12 protein-coding genes and 2 pseudogenes are annotated in these 16,908 nt (G+C 73.2%); 8 read left to right on the top strand and 6 right to left on the bottom strand.

Translation table 11 applies throughout. The features are described from left to right. Positions 1 to 8: 8 nt before the first annotated feature. Positions 9 to 743: a helix-turn-helix domain-containing protein gene (locus V7E46_RS01025; protein ID WP_333766604.1), complete on the bottom strand. Its 735-nt coding sequence runs from the start codon at positions 741 to 743 to the stop codon at positions 9 to 11. A 561-nt stretch (positions 744 to 1,304) separates the two neighbouring features. Here V7E46_RS01025 and V7E46_RS01020 point away from each other — a divergent pair. The 3 genes from V7E46_RS01020 to V7E46_RS01010 all read left to right on the top strand — a co-directional run bounded on the left by V7E46_RS01020 (position 1,305) and on the right by V7E46_RS01010 (position 4,516). Continuing rightward, positions 1,305 to 2,015, top strand: a complete 711-nt coding sequence (locus tag V7E46_RS01020; RefSeq protein WP_333766603.1) for a hypothetical protein — start codon at positions 1,305 to 1,307, stop codon at positions 2,013 to 2,015. A gap of 360 nt (positions 2,016 to 2,375) precedes the next feature. Then, positions 2,376 to 2,855: a DUF485 domain-containing protein gene (locus tag V7E46_RS01015; protein ID WP_329173944.1), complete on the top strand. Its 480-nt coding sequence runs from the start codon at positions 2,376 to 2,378 to the stop codon at positions 2,853 to 2,855. Positions 2,856 to 2,866: 11 nt separating this feature from the next. Further along, on the top strand, positions 2,867 to 4,516 hold the full coding sequence (locus tag V7E46_RS01010) for a solute symporter family protein (protein WP_333766666.1): 1,650 nt from the start codon (positions 2,867 to 2,869) through the stop codon (positions 4,514 to 4,516). A gap of 24 nt (positions 4,517 to 4,540) precedes the next feature. Here V7E46_RS01010 and V7E46_RS01005 read toward each other — a convergent pair. Together V7E46_RS01005 and V7E46_RS01000 are read right to left on the bottom strand one after the other, a co-directional pair. After that, positions 4,541 to 5,166: pseudogene (locus tag V7E46_RS01005) on the bottom strand (response regulator); the annotation flags it as partial. Beyond that, positions 5,160 to 5,567: a hypothetical protein gene (locus tag V7E46_RS01000; RefSeq protein WP_443053938.1), complete on the bottom strand. Its 408-nt coding sequence runs from the start codon at positions 5,565 to 5,567 to the stop codon at positions 5,160 to 5,162. The gene V7E46_RS01000 and the pseudogene V7E46_RS01005, both read right to left, overlap by 7 nt. A 106-nt stretch (positions 5,568 to 5,673) precedes the next feature. On the opposite strand from V7E46_RS01000, the pseudogene V7E46_RS00995 reads away from it, so the two are divergent. Then, positions 5,674 to 6,119 (top strand): annotated as a pseudogene (locus tag V7E46_RS00995) (ABC transporter substrate-binding protein); the annotation flags it as partial. Here the strand turns inward: V7E46_RS00995 and V7E46_RS00990 are convergent. Both V7E46_RS00990 and V7E46_RS00985 read right to left on the bottom strand, forming a co-directional pair. Further along, positions 6,103 to 7,023 carry a sucrase ferredoxin gene (locus tag V7E46_RS00990; RefSeq protein ID WP_333766602.1) on the bottom strand — a complete coding sequence of 307 codons (921 nt, stop codon included), beginning with the start codon at positions 7,021 to 7,023 and terminating at the stop codon, positions 6,103 to 6,105. The pseudogene V7E46_RS00995 and the gene V7E46_RS00990 sit on opposite strands and share 17 nt — an antisense overlap. Positions 7,024 to 7,080: 57 nt before the next feature. Then, a complete protein-coding gene (locus V7E46_RS00985; RefSeq protein WP_333766601.1) occupies positions 7,081 to 9,528 on the bottom strand; it encodes a DNA gyrase/topoisomerase IV subunit A in 2,448 nt (815 codons plus the stop codon). Positions 9,529 to 9,739: 211 nt separating this feature from the next. Here V7E46_RS00985 and V7E46_RS00980 point away from each other — a divergent pair, with 211 nt between their 5' ends. The 3 genes from V7E46_RS00980 (at position 9,740) to V7E46_RS00970 (ending at position 13,352) form a co-directional block, all read left to right on the top strand. Then, the gene (locus V7E46_RS00980; RefSeq protein ID WP_333766600.1) at positions 9,740 to 11,086 is read left to right on the top strand and encodes a M16 family metallopeptidase; all 1,347 of its coding nucleotides are present in this window, start codon (positions 9,740 to 9,742) and stop codon (positions 11,084 to 11,086) included. 17 nt (positions 11,087 to 11,103) lie between these two features. Beyond that, entirely contained in the window at positions 11,104 to 12,468 is a 1,365-nt protein-coding gene (locus V7E46_RS00975) for a M16 family metallopeptidase (RefSeq protein ID WP_333766665.1), read from the top strand. Positions 12,469 to 12,677: 209 nt separating this feature from the next. Then, entirely contained in the window at positions 12,678 to 13,352 is a 675-nt protein-coding gene (locus V7E46_RS00970; protein ID WP_329173937.1) for a GntR family transcriptional regulator, read from the top strand. Positions 13,353 to 13,509: 157 nt separating this feature from the next. On the opposite strand, the gene V7E46_RS00965 is transcribed toward V7E46_RS00970, so the two are convergent. Further along, positions 13,510 to 13,800 carry an HPr family phosphocarrier protein gene (locus V7E46_RS00965; protein WP_333766599.1) on the bottom strand — a complete coding sequence of 97 codons (291 nt, stop codon included), beginning with the start codon at positions 13,798 to 13,800 and terminating at the stop codon, positions 13,510 to 13,512. 150 nt (positions 13,801 to 13,950) lie between these two features. Here V7E46_RS00965 and V7E46_RS00960 point away from each other — a divergent pair, with 150 nt between their 5' ends. After that, the gene (locus V7E46_RS00960; protein WP_333766598.1) at positions 13,951 to 16,812 is read left to right on the top strand and encodes a bifunctional acetate--CoA ligase family protein/GNAT family N-acetyltransferase; all 2,862 of its coding nucleotides are present in this window, start codon (positions 13,951 to 13,953) and stop codon (positions 16,810 to 16,812) included. Positions 16,813 to 16,908 lie beyond the last annotated feature (96 nt).

Below are 16,908 nucleotides of genomic sequence, written 5' to 3'. Positions count from 1 at the left end.
CACCCCGCTCACACGGCGGGTAAGGAGCGCCGGCCCCGACACCGCCTCGCGCGCGGGTGCCGCCGGCAGCCCGCGGATCCGCCTCCCGCGCGCACGGGCGCCGGTCTCGGCGAACCGCCCGGCCATCGCCCGATGAGCCCACCCGCCGCCGGCAAGGGCGCCGGCTGCGCCCGGTCGGACGGGCTACCGCCCCGGGCGCGGGCGAGACCGAGCACGGCGGTCTGCAGCCGGACAAGGGCCGACGCGAGGCGGACGGTCCTGCTGCGCCAGTGGGAGGCAGGCGCAGCAGGCGGTACGGCGAGCGGTACAGCGGACGCTGACTCCAGCGCGCGGGACAGCGCGTCGGTCAGGCGCTCCGCCCGCTCGGCCAGCGCCTGTCGGCGCAGGTTCAGCAGCGAGTCCGGCGGCAGGCCGAAGGCACGCTCGTAGGCGCTTACCAGGGCTTCGGAGGGCAGCCGCTGCCCCCGCTCGACGTCCACGAAGACGCTGTGGGCGCTGTAGCCGAGCAGCCGGGCCAGTGCGCGTAGCGAGAGTTCGTGTTCCAGCCGGAGGCGGTAGAGCGTGAGGCCGAGGCGGCGCTGAGCGGGGAGGACGGCGCCGCCCTCCCCGCTCAGGGCGGCGCCGTCCGCCGGTTGCGCGACCGCGGACGGGACGTGAGGGGGGACGGCGGGTGTCGCCCCGGGCGGGAGCACGGGGGTCAGGCGCACCTGGAGCGGGCGGCCCGGTCTTCCGCCCTCCGGCATGCCCGTCACATCGGCCCCTGCGGAGCGGTGTGACGGCGGTCGCGTAGCCGGCCGCAACAGTGGCCGGGATCCTGCGGTCCCATCTGATCACCCTTCCTTGCGTCAGGACCGCGCCTACAGGGCACGGCGCTCTTTCACGAGGCGGTAAAGCGATCACACCTATCGACTACACGCCGAGGCCACATGCCGAGTTCTCATGTGGACGCCGGGCGCATGCGTTCCGCTGATCCCTGCATGCATTCCGTACCGCGTACTCGGGGTCGTTTCCTCGCACATCTTGATGGGAAAGCCCGCTGGCCGATCGGATCACCAGCATGGGGTTCGGTCCACCACTCGTCAAGGCGACCGAAACCGGCCCGCTGCCGCCGCAGACGCCGATCAGCCGGGAGCCGAAAGCAGCACGGCCGAGCGGAAACCCCTGCCGCTGTGCACCGTGCGCCACGTCACCGGGGCGCACCTCTCGTTCGGTCTTCCGAGCGACACGCTGAGGTGTGCATGCGGGAATTGGCTGGATCCCGCCCGGTGCGGATACTCCTGTACTCCGGCAGCGGTGAAATAGATGTGGCGAGTGTGAAATGCGTGGCGCTGTCCGCCCACGCTACGCGCCCCGGTCCTCGCCGTGCGGTCGCCCGCGTCCTGCTGCCCTGCCGCGGAGAGCACAACGAAGAAGATCGCAGAGGCTCCCTCGACGTCACGACTGCCGAACGGCTGCGGCGCACCAAACGAGAGCGAGAAGTCCGGATCCGTCAGCAGCTCGGCCTTCATCCAGTTCGGATCCTGAACTACTCCACCACCTGCCCGGCCGGCTGGTCGTCGTACCTCAGCGACTGCTACTGGAACAGCCCCGCCGTCGCGGTCCCCTCGCAGCCGATCGCGAACCTCGCCGGCCTGAGCCTGTCCGGCGCGGTCGCCACGCAGATGGGCGCGGACACGGTCGCGGTGTGCGCCTCCCGCGGCCTCATGGGCAACGGGAACGCCACCTCGCTGACCTCCGGCGGGACGCTCAGCCTGCCCTCGGGCGACACGATCGTGCGGACGGGCAGCCAGTACGCCGTGACCGACCCCCAGGGCGACAGCATGACGGCCACGATGAACCCCGGGTACGTGGACGTCCACGTCGGCCTCGGCACGTATCCGCAGCCGGTGAGCGGGCTGCCGGCCAACGCGCCGGGCACGAACAACCAGCTCAGGACTAGCACCGGCACGGTCATCAGGACGACGCTCGTCGGACCCGCGACCTGCACATGGGGCGCGCCGCAGACGGAGGCGTAGCAGCGGGAGGTACGAGATGGCGGACATGACCGGTCAGACCGTCGTGCTCATCGGCGCCAGCGCGGGTATCGGGCTCGAAGCCGACCGCCAGGTCCGGGCGGCCGGCGGCCCGGCGTCGGCCTGGCGGTCATGTCCGCGGCCCTGCCCGCGCTCGTCGCCACCCTGGCGCTCGCTACGGAGGCGGCCGTCATGTCCGGTCCGGTCCGGTCAACGCCCAGGTGATCCTCGCGGTCGTCGGATACGCCTTCCGGCACGGCATCACCTGATGAGGTGAACGTTTCGCGTTGTTGTACATGGATCTTTCCGCTCTGTCCATGATTGGGCACACGGCCCATCTGGCCGTGGAACGAGGAGAGTTCGGTGGACAAGCACGACGGCGGCGACCCCCTGGCGCTGCGGGTGGACGATCCCTGGCGGGATGCCGGAGGCGCGGGGCTCTGGGTACCCGAACCGGTGGCGGTCGCGGCCCCACCGGTCGCGGCGCCACCGGCTGCTGCGGGGGCGGTCGGGAACCGAGGAGCGGTTTATCAGGAGGTGCAGGACAGCGCGGCGTTCCAGGAGGTGAGAGGGCGCTATCGCGGGTTCGTCTTTCCCGCGGCGGCGGCCTTCGTGGCCTGGTATCTGCTCTACGTGGTCCTGGCCACCACCGCACCGGGACTGATGGGGCGGCCGGTCGCGGGGGAGGTGAATGTGGCGATGGTCGCCGGACTGGCGCAGTTCGCCACGACGTTCCTGCTGACCTGGGCGTATGTGAGACACGCGAGGCTGCGCAGAGACCGGGCGGCGCTGGATCTGCGGTGGACGCTGGCGACCAGGACCGGACAGGAGCGGGTGCGTTGAGCGGCGGGCGGATGGAGGCCGGCCGCTACCTGGCGGATTCGGCGGGTGAGCACCAGGGCCTGGCCGTGGTGCTGTTCACGGTGTTCGTGTCGGTGACCCTGGCGATCACCGCGTGGGCGGGGCGGCGGCGCAGCTCGTCGGAGGAGTTCTTCGTCGGCGGGCGGATGTTCACCTCGATGGAGAACGGCCTCGCCATCGCGGGCGACTACATGTCGGCGGCGTCCTTCCTCGGCATCTCGGGGCTGATCGCACTGTTCGGCTACGACGGGCTGCTCTACTCGGTGGGATTCCTGGTGGCGTGGCTGGTGGTGCTCATGCTGGTCGCGGAGCTGGTGCGCAACTGCGGGCGCTACACGCTGGCCGACGTGCTGTCGGCGCGGATGCGGCAGCGGCCGGTGCGGATCGCGGCGGGCATCTCGTCCGTCGTGGTGTCGGTGCTCTACCTGGTCGCGCAGATGGTGGGCGCGGGCAGTCTGGTCGGGCTGCTGATCGGCGGTCAGGGCAACGGGGCCAGGACCTGGGCGGTGATCGGGGTCGGGGCGCTCATGGTGTTCTACGTGTCCTTCGGCGGGATGCGGGCCACCACCTGGATCCAGATCGTGAAGACGGTGCTGCTGCTCGGCGGCACGGTGCTGCTCACCGTGATGGTGCTGGTCCGCTTCCACGGCAATGTCGACGAGCTGCTGCACTCGGCGGCGACCGGCAGCGGGCACGGGGAGGCGTTCCTCGCACCGGGACTGAAATACGGCGGGAGCTGGACGTCGCGGCTGGACTTCATCAGCCTCGGGCTGGCACTGGTGCTTGGCACCGCGGGACTGCCGCACATCCTGTCGCGCTTCTACACCGTGCCGACCGCGCGTTCGGCCCGCCGGTCGGTGGTGTGGGCGATCGGGCTGATCGGGGTGTTCTACCTGATGACGATCGTGCTCGGCTTCGGCGCCGCGGCCGTGGTCGGGTCCGGCACCGTGCGGTCGTCCAACGAGGCGGGCAATACGGCGGTGCCGCTGCTCGCCGAGGCGCTGGGCGGCGGGGCGGGGACGACCTGGGGCACCGTGCTGTTCGCCGTGGTGGGAGCGGTGGCCTTCGCCACCATCCTGGCCGTGGTCGCCGGTATCACCCTGGCCTCGTCGGCCTCGGTGGCCCACGACCTCTACACCGCGCTGCGCCGGCCGATCGCCAAGCACGGGCGGCGGGACCCGGGGGCGGGCACGATGGAGCAGGACGAGGTGCGGGTGGCGCGCTTCGCGGCGGTGGGCATCGGCGCGGCGGCGATCGCGCTGAGCCTGCTGGCGCAGGACCAGAACATCGCCTTCCTGGTCGGCCTGGCCTTCGCGGTGGCCGCGTCCGCGAATCTGCCGGCGCTGCTGTACTCGCTGTTCTGGCGGCGCTTCACCACGCGCGGTTCTGTGTGGGCGATCTACGGCGGGCTGGTCCCCGCGCTGCTGCTGGTCGTGCTGTCGCCCGTGGTGTCGGGACGGCCGGACGCGCTCTTCCCCGGGACCGACTTCCATGTCTTCCCGCTGGAGAATCCGGGCCTGATCTCGATCCCGCTGGGCTTCCTCGCGGGGTGGCTCGGCACGGTGCTCTCGCCCGAGCCCGCCGATCCGGGGCGTTACGCCGAGACGGAGGTGCGGTCGCTCACCGGCGCCGGAGCGGTGTAGGCCGGGCGGCCAGTCCGCCCGCGCCCACGCGTAGCGGTGCTCGGGGCGGCCGGTGTCGCCGTACTTCGAAGTGAGCCGAAGCCGGCCCGCCTGCTCCAGATGCTTGAGATAGCGCTGGGCGGTGGACCGGCTCAGGCCCGCGCGTTCGGCCACCTCGTGGGCGGACAGCGGGTGCGGCGCCTCCCGGGCACCCGGCGGATCAGGTCGGCGGTGGGCGCGGAATGGCCCTTGGGCAGAGCGGCGGGCGCCGCGGCGGCCGTACGCAGCGCGCCGAAGATCCGGTCGACCTGCTCCTGGCCCGCCTCACCGCCGCCGCCTCCGACCACCCCGTCCAGGGTGCGGCGCAGCGCCGCGTAACCGTCGAGTTCGGCCCGCAGTCCCGCGAAGCCGAACGGCTTGACGGGACACTGCAGTACGCCGAAGCGCATCGCGGCCTGCACGGTCACCACGTCCCTGGCGGCCGTCACCATGATCACATCGGCGTGGTGGCCCGGCTGCCGCATACGCCGGACCAGCACCGGGCCGGTCTCGTCCGGCAGATAGTGGTCGAGCAGCACCAGGTCGATCCGGCCGCCCTCCAGGGTGGCCACCGCGCCGCCGCCCTCGATGGGCATCCGGTTGGCGACCAGTTCACCGCCGACGGTCAGCAGGTCCTTGCCCTCGGCCCGCCCCGCCAGCACGTCGGTGGTCCGCCCGGGCGGCAGCACCTCGTCCAGCGGGCGGCCCGCCGCCTCCGCGCCGAGGCCGAGCAGCCGCTGCGCCTCGTCGTTGACCAGCCGGATCCTGCCGTGCGTGTCGAGCGCCACCACCCCTTCGCGGACGCCGTGCTCGGGGCGGTCGAGACATGCTCGCCGATCCGGGCGGTGTCGGTGTGCGACCAGCCGGTGCCGCGGGTGTCCGTCACCACGACGCAGCTGGCGTCGGCGGCCAGCCTGATCCGCTCCGCCTCCGCCCGCAGCGGGCCGCCCGGGGTCGGCCGGGTGGTCAGCAGCGACTGCGCCACCTGCGGTTCGGCCGCCACCGTCTGCGCGACGGCCAGCGCCCTGCGCATCGACTGCTCGTCCATCCGGCCGCTGAGCGGCGCCAGGAAGAGCCCGATGGCCAGCGCGGTCACCCCGCCGGTGATCATCAGCTGTATCAGCAGCACCTGCGCCGAGACGCACCCTGCCGTCGCGCAGATCCTCGCCAAGGGCGCCGGCAAGGTGCTCTACGACCTGCGTACGCCCGACGGTTCGCGGCAGGCGCTCGGCGGGCTCCACCCCTCCTCCAGCCTCTACATGAACACCGACTGGGTGAACGGCCACAAGGACACCGTCCAGAAGCTGGCCAACGCCTTCGTGAAGACGCTCCGGTGGATGTCCGCGCACACCCCCCGCAGGAGACCGCCGCGAAGATGCCCGCCGACTGCGCGCAGGGCGGCGCCGAGCTCTACGCAGAGTCGAGCAAGGCGACGCTGCCGATGTTCACCGCCGACGGGGTGATCCCGGCCGACGGTCCGACGACCGTGGAGGGCGTGCTCAAGGCGTTCAACCCGAACCTCCAGCACACCACCGTGGACCTGAGCCGCACCCACACCACAGAATTCGTCACGAACGTCCGGTGACCGCGGTGATCCCGGTCGCCTCCAGCAGGGCCGGGGTGCCGAGCGGGCCGTCGCAGCTCTCCGGGCGCGGCGGCTGCGCGGCAGTCCGCGCCACCGTCACGTCCCAGGCCCGGCCGTCGGTGTGGGCGACCAGGACCGACCACCCGCTGCCGTCCGGCTCGGCGACCGTACGCCGCACCGTCAGCGCGTCCTCCAGGTCCTCGCCCGCCAGGGCGCGTACGGCCAGGTCGGCGGCCTGGCCCGGGCGGTCCCAGGTGGACCGGCCGCGGCAGCCGTCCAGCACGATCCGGCCCGAACGCGCCGCCTCCAGCGCGTCCTTGGCGACCCGGCCGTCGACCCGGCCGTAGACGTAGCCGTAGGGCAGCACCAGCATGGTGGGGGAGAAGCGGTGGCCGCCCAGATGGGTGACCTCCCAGGTGTCGGCGCCGCCGGAGGCGGCCAGCTCCGCGGCCAGCGGCCGGCCGCGCACCGCGCAGCAGCGGTCCCGCCTGCCGTTGGTGCACACCAGCGCGAGCGGCGGGCCCGCGTGGGCCGCGCCGAAGCCGTCGTGCGAACCCGCGCCCAGCGCCGCGAAGTCCAGCTCCACCAGCTCCGCCGGGTCGGCGACCGTGTCGCTGCGGACCCAGCCGCGGCCCGGCGCGGTGTGCCCGATGTGGACGCGGTGCCGGGCGGGCGTGTGCGAGTCGGCGTGCCGCCCGGGCCTGCGGATCAGCGCGATCCGCACCCCGGTGCCGTCGGCGGCCCGGTCCAGCGCCCGGCCCACCGCCGGGTCGAGCCTGCTCCCGGTCAGCGCCTTGGCCCCCCACGGCCCCGGCTGCTCGATGAGCAGCCAGGTCCTGGCGGTGGCCGCGGTGGCGCCCACCGGCTCACCCAGCTCCGCCGACGCCGTCGTACACGTACTCACGAAGGCGAGCCTAACCGCCGCCGCGGGCCGTCCATGACAACTCCGGCGGCGGCCCCGCTACACCGGGCCCGCCACCACCGCCACCGGCTTGGCCAGCGGCACGCCCGAGCCGTCGCGGCGCGGGTCCTTCGGGGGAAGCTCGGCCGGTGCGCCGGCCGCGGTCGCCGCGCGGGCCGGTGCGGCGCCGGCCCAGGCGAAGACCAGGCCCGTCTCGCCGCGCAGGAAGCGCTGGCAGCGCACCCCGCCGGTGGCCCTCCCCTTGCGCGGATACTGCTCGAACGGCGTCAGCTTCGCCGTGCCCTCACCCGCCCCCTCCAGGGTGTCCTCGGCGAAGGCGACCGTGAAGACCACCGCGTCCACCGCCGGGTCCACCGCGGTGAAGGAGATCACCTTGGCCCCGTCGGCGAGCTTGACGCCCGCCATGCCGCCGGCCGGGCGGCCCTGCGGGCGTACCTGGGAAGCCGGATAGCGCAGCAGCTGGGCGTCGTCGGTGATGAAGACCAGGTCCTCCTCGCCGGTGCGCAGCTCCACCGCGCCCACCACCGTGTCGCCGTCCCTGAGGCCGATGACCTCCAGGTCGTCCTTGTTCGCCGGGTAGTCGGGCACCACGCGCTTGACCACTCCCTGCTCGGTGCCCAGCGCCAGGCCGGGCGAGGACTCGTCGAGCGAGGTCAGGCACAGCACCCGCTCGCCGTCCTCCAGCGCCAGGAACTCCGTCAGCGGCGCGCCGCCGGCCGCCGTGGGCACTCCCGCGGTGTCCGGCAGCATCGGCAGGTCGATCACCGTCAGCCGCAGCAGCCGCCCGTACGAGGTCACCGCCCCGATGTCGGCACGGGCCGTGGTGGGCACCGACGAGACGATCACGTCGTGCTTGGCCCGCCGCCCGCCGCCCTCGAACGGCCCGTCACCCCTGGACGTACGCGCCAGCAGCCCGGTTGAGGACAGCAGCACCCGGCAGGGGTCGTCGGCGACCTCCAGCGGCACCGCGGAGACCGGCGTGCCCGCCGACTCCAGCAGCACGGTGCGGCGCTCGGTGCCGTACCGCTTGGCCACCGCCGCCAGCTCCGAGGACACCAGCTTGCGCAGCTCCGCGTCGGACTCCAGGATCCGGGTCAGCTCCTCGATCTCGGCGGTGAGCCTGTCGCGCTCCGCCTCCAGCTCGATCCGGTCGAAGCGGGTCAGCCGGCGCAGCGGGGTGTCCAGGATGTACTGCGTCTGGATCTCGGACAGGCCGAAGCGCGCCATCAGGCGCTCCTTGGCCTGCGCCGCGTTCTCGCTGGCCCGGATGATCGCGATGACCTCGTCGATGTCGACCAGCGCCACCAGCAGGCCGTCCACCAGGTGCAGCCGGTCGCGGCGCTTGGTGCGGCGGAATTCGCTGCGCCGCCGCACGACCTCGAAGCGGTGGTCGACATAGACCTCGAGCAGCTCGCGCAGGCCCAGGGTGAGCGGCTGGCCGTCCACCAGTGCCACGTTGTTGATGCCGAAGGAGTCCTCCATCGGCGTCAGCTTGTAGAGCTGTTCGAGCACGGCCTCGGGATTGAAGCCGTTCTTGATCTCGATCACCAGCCGCAGGCCGTGCTCGCGGTCGGTGAGGTCCTTGACGTCGGCGATGCCCTGGAGCTTCTTCGCGCCGACCATGTCCTTGATCTTGGCGATGACCTTCTCGGGGCCGACGGTGAAGGGCAGTTCGGTGACGACCAGGCCCTTGCGGCGCGGGGTGACGTCGTCCACGGTGACCGTGGCGCGGATCTTGAAGGTGCCGCGGCCGGTCTCGTAGGCGTCCCTGATGCCGGACAGGCCGATGATCCGGCCGCCGGTCGGCAGGTCGGGGCCGGGCACGAACCGCATCAGCGCGTCGAGGTCGGCGTTCGGGTAGCGGATCAGGTGCCGGGCGGCGGCGATGACCTCGCCCAGGTTGTGCGGCGGCATGTTGGTGGCCATGCCGACCGCGATCCCGGAGGAGCCGTTGACCAGCAGGTTCGGATACGCCGCAGGCAGGACGCCGGGCTCCTGCTCCTGGCCGTCGTAGTTGGGCGCGAAGTCGACGGTGTCCTCGTCGATCGACTCGACCATCAGCTGCGCCGGGCCGGACATGCGGGCCTCGGTGTACCGCATCGCGGCCGGCAGGTCGTCCAGCGAACCGAAGTTGCCGTGCCCGTCGACCAGCGGCAGGCGCTGCGAGAACGGCTGCGCCATGCGCACCATGGCGTCGTAGATCGACGAGTCGCCGTGCGGGTGCAGCTTGCCCATCACCTCGCCGACGACCCGGGCGCACTTGACGAAGGCGCGGTCGGGGCGCAGGCCCATCTCGTTCATCTGGTAGACGATGCGGCGGTGCACCGGCTTCATGCCGTCACGGGCGTCGGGCAGGGCGCGCGCGTAGATCACCGAGTAGGCGTACTCAAGATACGAGGCCTGCATCTCGTCCACGACGTCGATGTCGAGGATGCGCTCCTCGAAGCCGTCGTCGGGCGGCGGGGTCTTCGTCGTGCGGCGGGCCATCTCGGCGGCGCTCCTTCGTCTGGACCGGAAGGTCGTTCGGCTGGACCGGTGAACTGACGCGGACCATTGTGGACCGCGCCGCCGACAACGCCGACCACGACCCGGCACGAGCGCGCCCACGAGCGGGAACTTCGCCGCCCGGCGACTCGCTTGCCTAGAGTGGCAGCACTCTACGCAGTCACGAGCACGCGACCGGAAGGACAGCTTGCCCATGGGTCACACGGCCACGCCGGAGGCACACTCCAGCGGCCTGACAGCCACCGAGCACCGCCTGGCGAACGGCCTGCGAGTGGTGCTCTCCGAAGACCACCTCACCCCGGTCGCGGCCGTCTGCCTCTGGTACGACGTCGGTTCGCGGCACGAGGTGAAGGGCCGCACCGGCCTCGCCCACCTCTTCGAGCACCTGATGTTCCAGGGCTCGGCCAGCGTCAAGGGCAACGGCCACTTCGAGCTGGTCCAGGGCGCGGGCGGTTCGCTCAACGGCACCACCAGCTTCGAACGCACCAATTATTTCGAGACGATGCCCGCCCACCAGGTCGAACTGGCCCTGTGGCTGGAGGCCGACCGGATGGGCAGCCTGCTGGACGCGCTAGACCAGGAGAGCCTGGACAACCAGCGCGACGTCGTGAAGAACGAGCGGCGCCAGCGGTACGACAACGTGCCCTACGGCACCGCCTTCGAGCGCCTCACGGCGCTCGCCTACCCCGACGGGCACCCCTACCACCACACGCCGATCGGCTCGATGGCGGACCTGGACGCGGCCTCCCTGGACGACGCCCGGGCCTTCTTCCGTACGTACTACGCGCCCGGCAACGCGGTGCTGGCCGTCGTCGGCGACATCGACCCCGAGCAGACGCTGGCCTGGGTGGAGAGGTATTTCGGCAGCATCCCCGCGCACGACGGCAAGGCCGCGCCCACGGACGGCTCGCTGCCCGACGTGATGGGCGGTCAGCTGCGCGAGGTCATCGAGGAGGACGTGCCCTCGCGCGCCCTGATGGCGGCCTACCGGCTGCCCGAGGACGGCACCACCGCGGGGGACGCCGCCGACCTGGCGCTGACCGTGCTGGGCGGCGGGGAGTCGTCCCGGCTGCACAACCGGCTGGTGCGGCGCGACCGTACGGCGGTGACCGCGGGCTTCGGGCTGCTGCGGCTCTCGGGGGCGCCGTCGCTGGGCTGGCTGGACATCAAGGCGTCCAGCGGCGTCGAACTGAGCGCCATCGAGACCGCGGTGGACGAGGAGCTGGCCCGCTTCGCGGCCGAGGGCCCCACGGCCGAGGAGATGGAGCGGGCGCAGGCCCAGCTGGAGCGCGAGTGGCTCGACCGGCTGGCGACGGTCAACGGGCGGGCCGACGAACTGTGCCGTTTCGCGGTGCTGTTCGGCGACCCGCAGCTGGCGCTGACCGCCGTGCAGCGGGTGCTGTCGGTCACGCCCGAGCAGGTCAAGGAGGTGGCCGCGGCCCGGCTGCGCCCCGACAACAGGGCCGTGCTCGTCTACGAGCCCACCGGCAAGGGCCAGCAGGTCGACCAGGATCAGGACGAGGAAGAGGGCGAGCTGTGAGCGACACCGCTGCCGTCATGACGTTCCACCCGCAGCCACAGGCCGGCGACCCCAAGCCGTGGGCCTTCCCCGCCCCGGAGCGGGGCGCGCTGGGCAACGGCCTCACGCTGCTGACCAGCCACCGCCCCGGCCAGCAGGTCGTCGCGGTCGAGGTGCTGCTGGCCGCGCCGCTCGACGCCGAGCCTGAGGGCCTGGACGGCGTGGGCACCATCATGGCCAGGGCGCTGTCGGAGGGCACCGACCAGCACAGCGCGGAGGAATTCGCGGCCGAGCTGGAGCGCTGCGGCGCCACCCTGGACGCGCACGCCGACCACCCCGGGGTCCGGGTCACGCTCGAAGTGCCCGCCTCCCGGCTCGACCGGGCGCTCGCGCTGCTGGCCGAGGCGCTGCGGGCGCCGGCCTTCCCCGACGACGAGATCAAGCGGCTGGTCGCCAACCGGCTCGACGAGATCCCGCACGAGCTGGCCAACCCGGCCCGGCGCGCGGCCATGGCGCTGTCCAGCGAGATCTTCCCGGCCACCCTGCGCTGCTCCCGGCCGCGGCAGGGCACCGAGGAGACCGTCCGCAGGATCGACGCGGCGGCGGTGCGCGCCTTCTACGCCGCCCATGTGCGGCCGGCGACGTCCACCGCCGTCGTGGTGGGCGACCTGACCGGTATCGACCTGCCGGCGCTGCTGGACGACACGCTGGGCCGCTGGACCGGTTCGAAGGCCGAGGCGCGTCCCCGCCCGGCGATCACCTCGGACGACAGCGCCCGGGTGGTCATCGTGGACCGCCCCGGCGCGGTGCAGACCCAGCTGCTCATCGGGCGTACCGGCGCGGACCGGCACGACCCGGTGTGGGCGGCGCAGGTGATCGGCACCTACTGCCTGGGCGGCACCCTGACCTCCCGGCTCGACCGGGTGCTGCGCGAGGAGAAGGGCTACACCTACGGGGTGCGGGCCTTCGGCCAGGTGCTGCTGTCGTCGGCCGACGGCACGGGCGCGGCGCTGCTGGCGATCAGCGGCTCGGTGGCCACCGAGGTCACCGGCGCGGCGCTCGGCGACCTGCGGCAGGTGATCCGCACCCTGGCCGAGGGCGGCCTGACCGACGAGGAGCGGGACGTCGCGGTGCAGAACCTGGTCGGGGTGGCGCCGCTGCGCTACGAGACCGCAGCCGCGGTGGCCGGCACCCTCACCGACCAGGTGGAGCAGGAGCTGCCCGACGACTTCCAGTCCCGGCTCTACGCCCGCCTCGCGGCCACCGGCACCGTGGAGGCCACCGCCGCCGCGGTGAGCGCCTTCCCGCTGGACCGGCTGGTGGTGGTCCTGGTCGGCGACGCCTCGGTGATCGCCGAGCCGGTACGGGAGCTGGGCATCGGCCCGGTGCGCATCACCAGCTGAGCGCCCCCCGGGGGCGGCTCCGCCCGGGCACGCCCCCGGCACCGCACGGCGGCACCGCACGACCCGGAACCCCGGCGCCCGCCCAGGCGCCGGGGTTCCGTGCGAATCGGTCCTGATTCCCGGGCCGCATTCCCATTTCCATCCGTGCTGGAATAGAGTCACTGCAGAATAACGGGGAAAGAACGGAGTCCTGCGATGCGGAATCGGATGTGAACGGGACGGAAGGCACGGCGAGGCGTATCTCCGCCGAGGTGGTGTGTACGGCCATCCGCGACGACATCGTCGGCGGTTACTTCCCGCCGGGCAGCCGGCTGACCGAGGAACTGCTCGCACAGCGCTACGGCGTCTCGCGGGTGCCGGTGCGCGAGGCGCTGCGCACCCTGGAGTCCGAGGGCTTCGTCCGCACCCGCAAGCACGCCGGCGCGTCGGTCGCGGAGCCCACCGAGCAGGAGGCCGCCGACCTGCTGGAGATCCGCGGCCTGCTGGAGCCGCTGGGCACCGCACGCGCCGCCCAGCGGCGGACCGACGCCCACCTCAAGGTGCTGCGCGGACTTGTCCGGCTGGGCCAGGAGCGGGCGGTGCAGGGGCAGTTGTCCGATCTGCCGTCGCTGAGCGGCTGGTTCCACGAGACGCTGGCGCAGGCGTCGGGCAGCCCGACGCTGGCCGCGCTGCTGATCCAGTTGCGGCACAAGATCTCCTGGGTCTACGCCGACGGCGGCTCGGGACGGGCAGTCGAGGCGTGGGAGGAGCACGCCGCGATAGTGGACGCGGTCGCCCGCGGTGACGCCGAGCGGGCCCGCAGGCTCGCCGCCGTCCACGTCGAACACGCGGCCGCGGTGAGGACCCTGAAACACCGCGTAAACGCAGTGCGCCGCCGCAATTAACAATCGCACCGTATACAAGAGTCGTGAATTGCCGCACCGGTATCGCCGCCGGCAATTGCAGAAAAGCGGGACCCCGCAATCCGGGAGGGACTACGGGGACCCGCTGAATTCTGCATGCGCGCGGCGGCGGCCGGCGGTAAGGCCTGCGGAAAAACCGTCAGACGGTCTCGGGAAGCTCTTCGAGGCCCTCGGCGACCAGCTTCGCCAGCCGGTCGAGCGCGGTCGCCGCCTGCTGGGCGTCCTCGGCGTTCGACGCCAGGACGATCTCCTCGCCGCCCTGTGCGCCCAGGCTGAGCACCGCGAGCATGGAGGCGGCGTTCACCGGGCTGCCGTCCGCCCTGGCGATGGTCACCGGCACTCCCGCGGCGGTCACCGCGCGGACGAAGATGGACGCGGGCCGGGCGTGCAGCCCTTCCGCCCAGCCGACGTTGACGCGGCGCTCAACCATGGTGCTGCCCCTCAATGTGTGTCAGGTCTTCCAAGTTGTCTAGACCATTTTTGCACGGCCGGAGAGCCGGTCGGCACGCCGGTGCGCTCACCAAGACTGCCCTCTGCGCCTGCCCGCCGCCAGATGGCCACGCCGCATACGCTGGGGGCCATGAGCGACCAGCACGACCCGCAGGACACCGGGCGCCGGCCCTATCCCGTGCACTGGGAGGCCGACGTCGTGCTGCGGGACGGCGGCACCGCCCACATCCGGCCGATCGGTCCCGACGACGCGGGACGGCTCGTCGACTTCTACGAACAGGTGTCGGACGAGTCGAAGTACTACCGCTTCTTCGCGCCCTACCCGCGGCTGTCCGACCGGGACGTGCACCGCTTCACGCACCACGACTACGACGACCGGGTCGGCCTGGCCGCCACCATCGGGGACGAGTTCATCGCCACCGTCCGCTACGACCGCACCGACGAGGCCGGCCGGTCGGCGTCCGGCAGGACCGGGACCCGCGCCGAGGTCGCCTTCCTGGTCCAGGACGCCCACCAGGGCCGCGGGGTGGCCTCCGCGCTGCTCGAACACATCGCGGCCGTCGCCCGCGAGCGCGGCATCCTGCACTTCACCGCGGAAGTCCTGCCCGCCAACCGCAAGATGGTCAAGGTCTTCACCGACGCCGGCTACACCCAGCAGCGCAGCTTCGCCGACGGCGTCGTCCACCTCGATCTCGACCTGGAGCCCACCACCGAGTCCGTGCAGGTCATGCGGTCCAGGGAGCACCGGGCCGAGGCCCGGTCCGTGCAGCGGCTGCTGCGCCCCGAATCGGTCGCCGTGATCGGCACCGGGCGCAGGCCCGGCGGGGTCGGCCGCACCCTGCTCCGCAACATCGTCGCCGGCGGCTTCACCGGCCGCCTCTACGCCGTCAACCACTCCTTCCCGCCCGGCGGCACCGACCTCGACGGCGTACCGGGACACCGCTCGGTGCGGGAGATCACCGACAGCGGCGGGAGCGTCGACCTCGCGGTGATCGCCGTCCCCGCGCAGTGGGTGCCGCAGGCCGTCGCCGACTGCGGGGAGGCCGGAGTACGCGGCCTGGTCGTCATCGCGGCGGGCTACTCCGAGACCGGACCCGAGGGCAGGGAGCGGCAGCGCGACCTCGTACGGCAGGCCCGCAGCCACGGGATGCGGGTCATCGGGCCGAACGCCTTCGGCGTGCTCAACACCGCGCCCGCGGTACGGCTCAACGCCTCGCTCTCGCCCGGCATGCCGCACCACGGGCGGCTCGGCCTTTTCACCCAGTCCGGGGCGATCGGCATCGCACTGCTGTCCGGGCTGCACCGGCGGGGCGCGGGACCCTCCACCTTCGTCTCGGCCGGCAACCGCGCCGACGTCTCCGGCAACGACCTGCTGCAGTTCTGGCGGGACGACCCGGACACCGACGCGGTGCTGATGTACCTCGAATCCTTCGGCAACCCGCGCAAATTCACCCGGCTCGCCCGCCGCACCGCCGCGGCCAAGCCCGTCGTGGTGGTCAAGGGCGCGCTGCACAGCGGCTCGGTGCCCGCCGGGCACAGCGTGCCCGTGACCCGCATCCCCGACAGCACCGTCAACGCGCTCTTCCGGCAGGCCGGGGTGATCCGGGTCGACACCGTCACCGAACTCCTCGACGCCGGGCTCTTCCTCGCGCTCCAGCCGCTGCCCGCAGGCGACAGGGTCGCGATCCTGGGCAATTCCGAATCGCTCGGCCTGCTCACCTACGACGCCGCCCTCACCGCGGGCCTGCGCCCCGCCGCCCCGCTCGACCTCACCACCGGGGCGGCGCCCGCCGACTTCGCCGCCGCGCTCGGGGCCGCGCTCGCCGACCCGGGCACGGACGCGGTGGTGGTCACCGCGATTCCCCGGGTCGGCACCGAGGAGCCGGCGGACACCGGGTCCGCCGAGACCGCCTTCGCCGCCGACGCCGGCCTGGGGGTCGCCGCCGAGCCGGGCCCGGAGCCCGGGCCTTCCGGCGGGCCAGGTCCCGGCGAGGGGGCCGCGGACGATCCCGAGCTCGCCGACGCCCTGCGGCGGGCGGCGGTCGGGGGCAAGCCCGTTGTCGTGGTCCACCTCGCCCTCGACGGCTTCGCCGACCGGCTCGGCGCCCCCGGCGGACCCGGCGCCCGCGTTCCCGCCTACCGCGCGCCCGACCGGGCCGTGCGCTCCCTCGCGGAGGCCGCCGGATACGCCGCGTGGCGGGCCGGCGCCGCGGAGCCGGGGCGGGTGCCGGAGTTCGACGACATCCAGGAGGCCGCGGCTGCCGACGACGTACGCCGGCTGCTGCCGGACGGCTCACCGCCGACGGAGATCACCCTGTCCCACCAGGACGCGGCGGCGCTGCTCGGCCGCTACGGCATCACCGTCCGCCGGGCGCTGCCCGCGCCCGGTCCCGACGCGGCCGTCGCCGCCGCCGCGACGCTCGGCTACCCGGTCGCCCTCAAGACCACCGCGCCCCACCTGCGGCACCGCGCCGACCTCGGCGGCGTACGGCTCGACCTCGCCGACGAGGCCGACCTGCGGCGGGCCTACGACGAACTCACCGCGCGCCTCGGCGGCCCGGCCGAGCTGCTGCCGGTCGTCCAGGCGATGGCGCCGCGCGGCGTCGACACCGTCGTACGCGCCGGGATGGATCCCGGGGCCGGGGCCGTCCTGTCCTTCGGGCTGGCCGGGCCGCCCTCCGAGCTGCTCGGGGACATCGCGCACCGGCTCGTCCCGGCCACCGACCGGGACGTCGCGGAACTGGTCCGCTCCATCAAGGCGGCGCCGCTGCTCTTCGGCTGGCGCGGGGCCGAGCCGGTCGATACGGGGGCGCTCGAAGCGCTGCTCCTGCGGGTGTCGATGCTGGCGGATGATCTTCCCGAGGTCGTCGGGGTGGCGCTCGACCCGGTGGTCGTCGCGCCCGACGGGCTCACTGTCCTCGGGGCCACCGTGCGGCTGGCTCCGCCCCCCGCCCGTACCGACCTCGGGCCGCGCACCCTCTCCTCCTTCTGACCCGCACCGCGCCCCTGGGCTGCAGCCGCGTCCTGCCGGCGGCCACCCGACGGTCCTTCGTGGTGTGTCGCGCAGTTCCCCGCGCCCCTGAAAACC

The sequence above is a fragment of the Streptomyces sp. IBSBF 2435 genome (assembly GCF_036815005.1).
Classification (GTDB): domain Bacteria; phylum Actinomycetota; class Actinomycetes; order Streptomycetales; family Streptomycetaceae; genus Actinacidiphila.
Note: the sequence above shows the minus strand (reverse complement) of the source record. Positions and strands in the feature narration are given on the sequence as shown.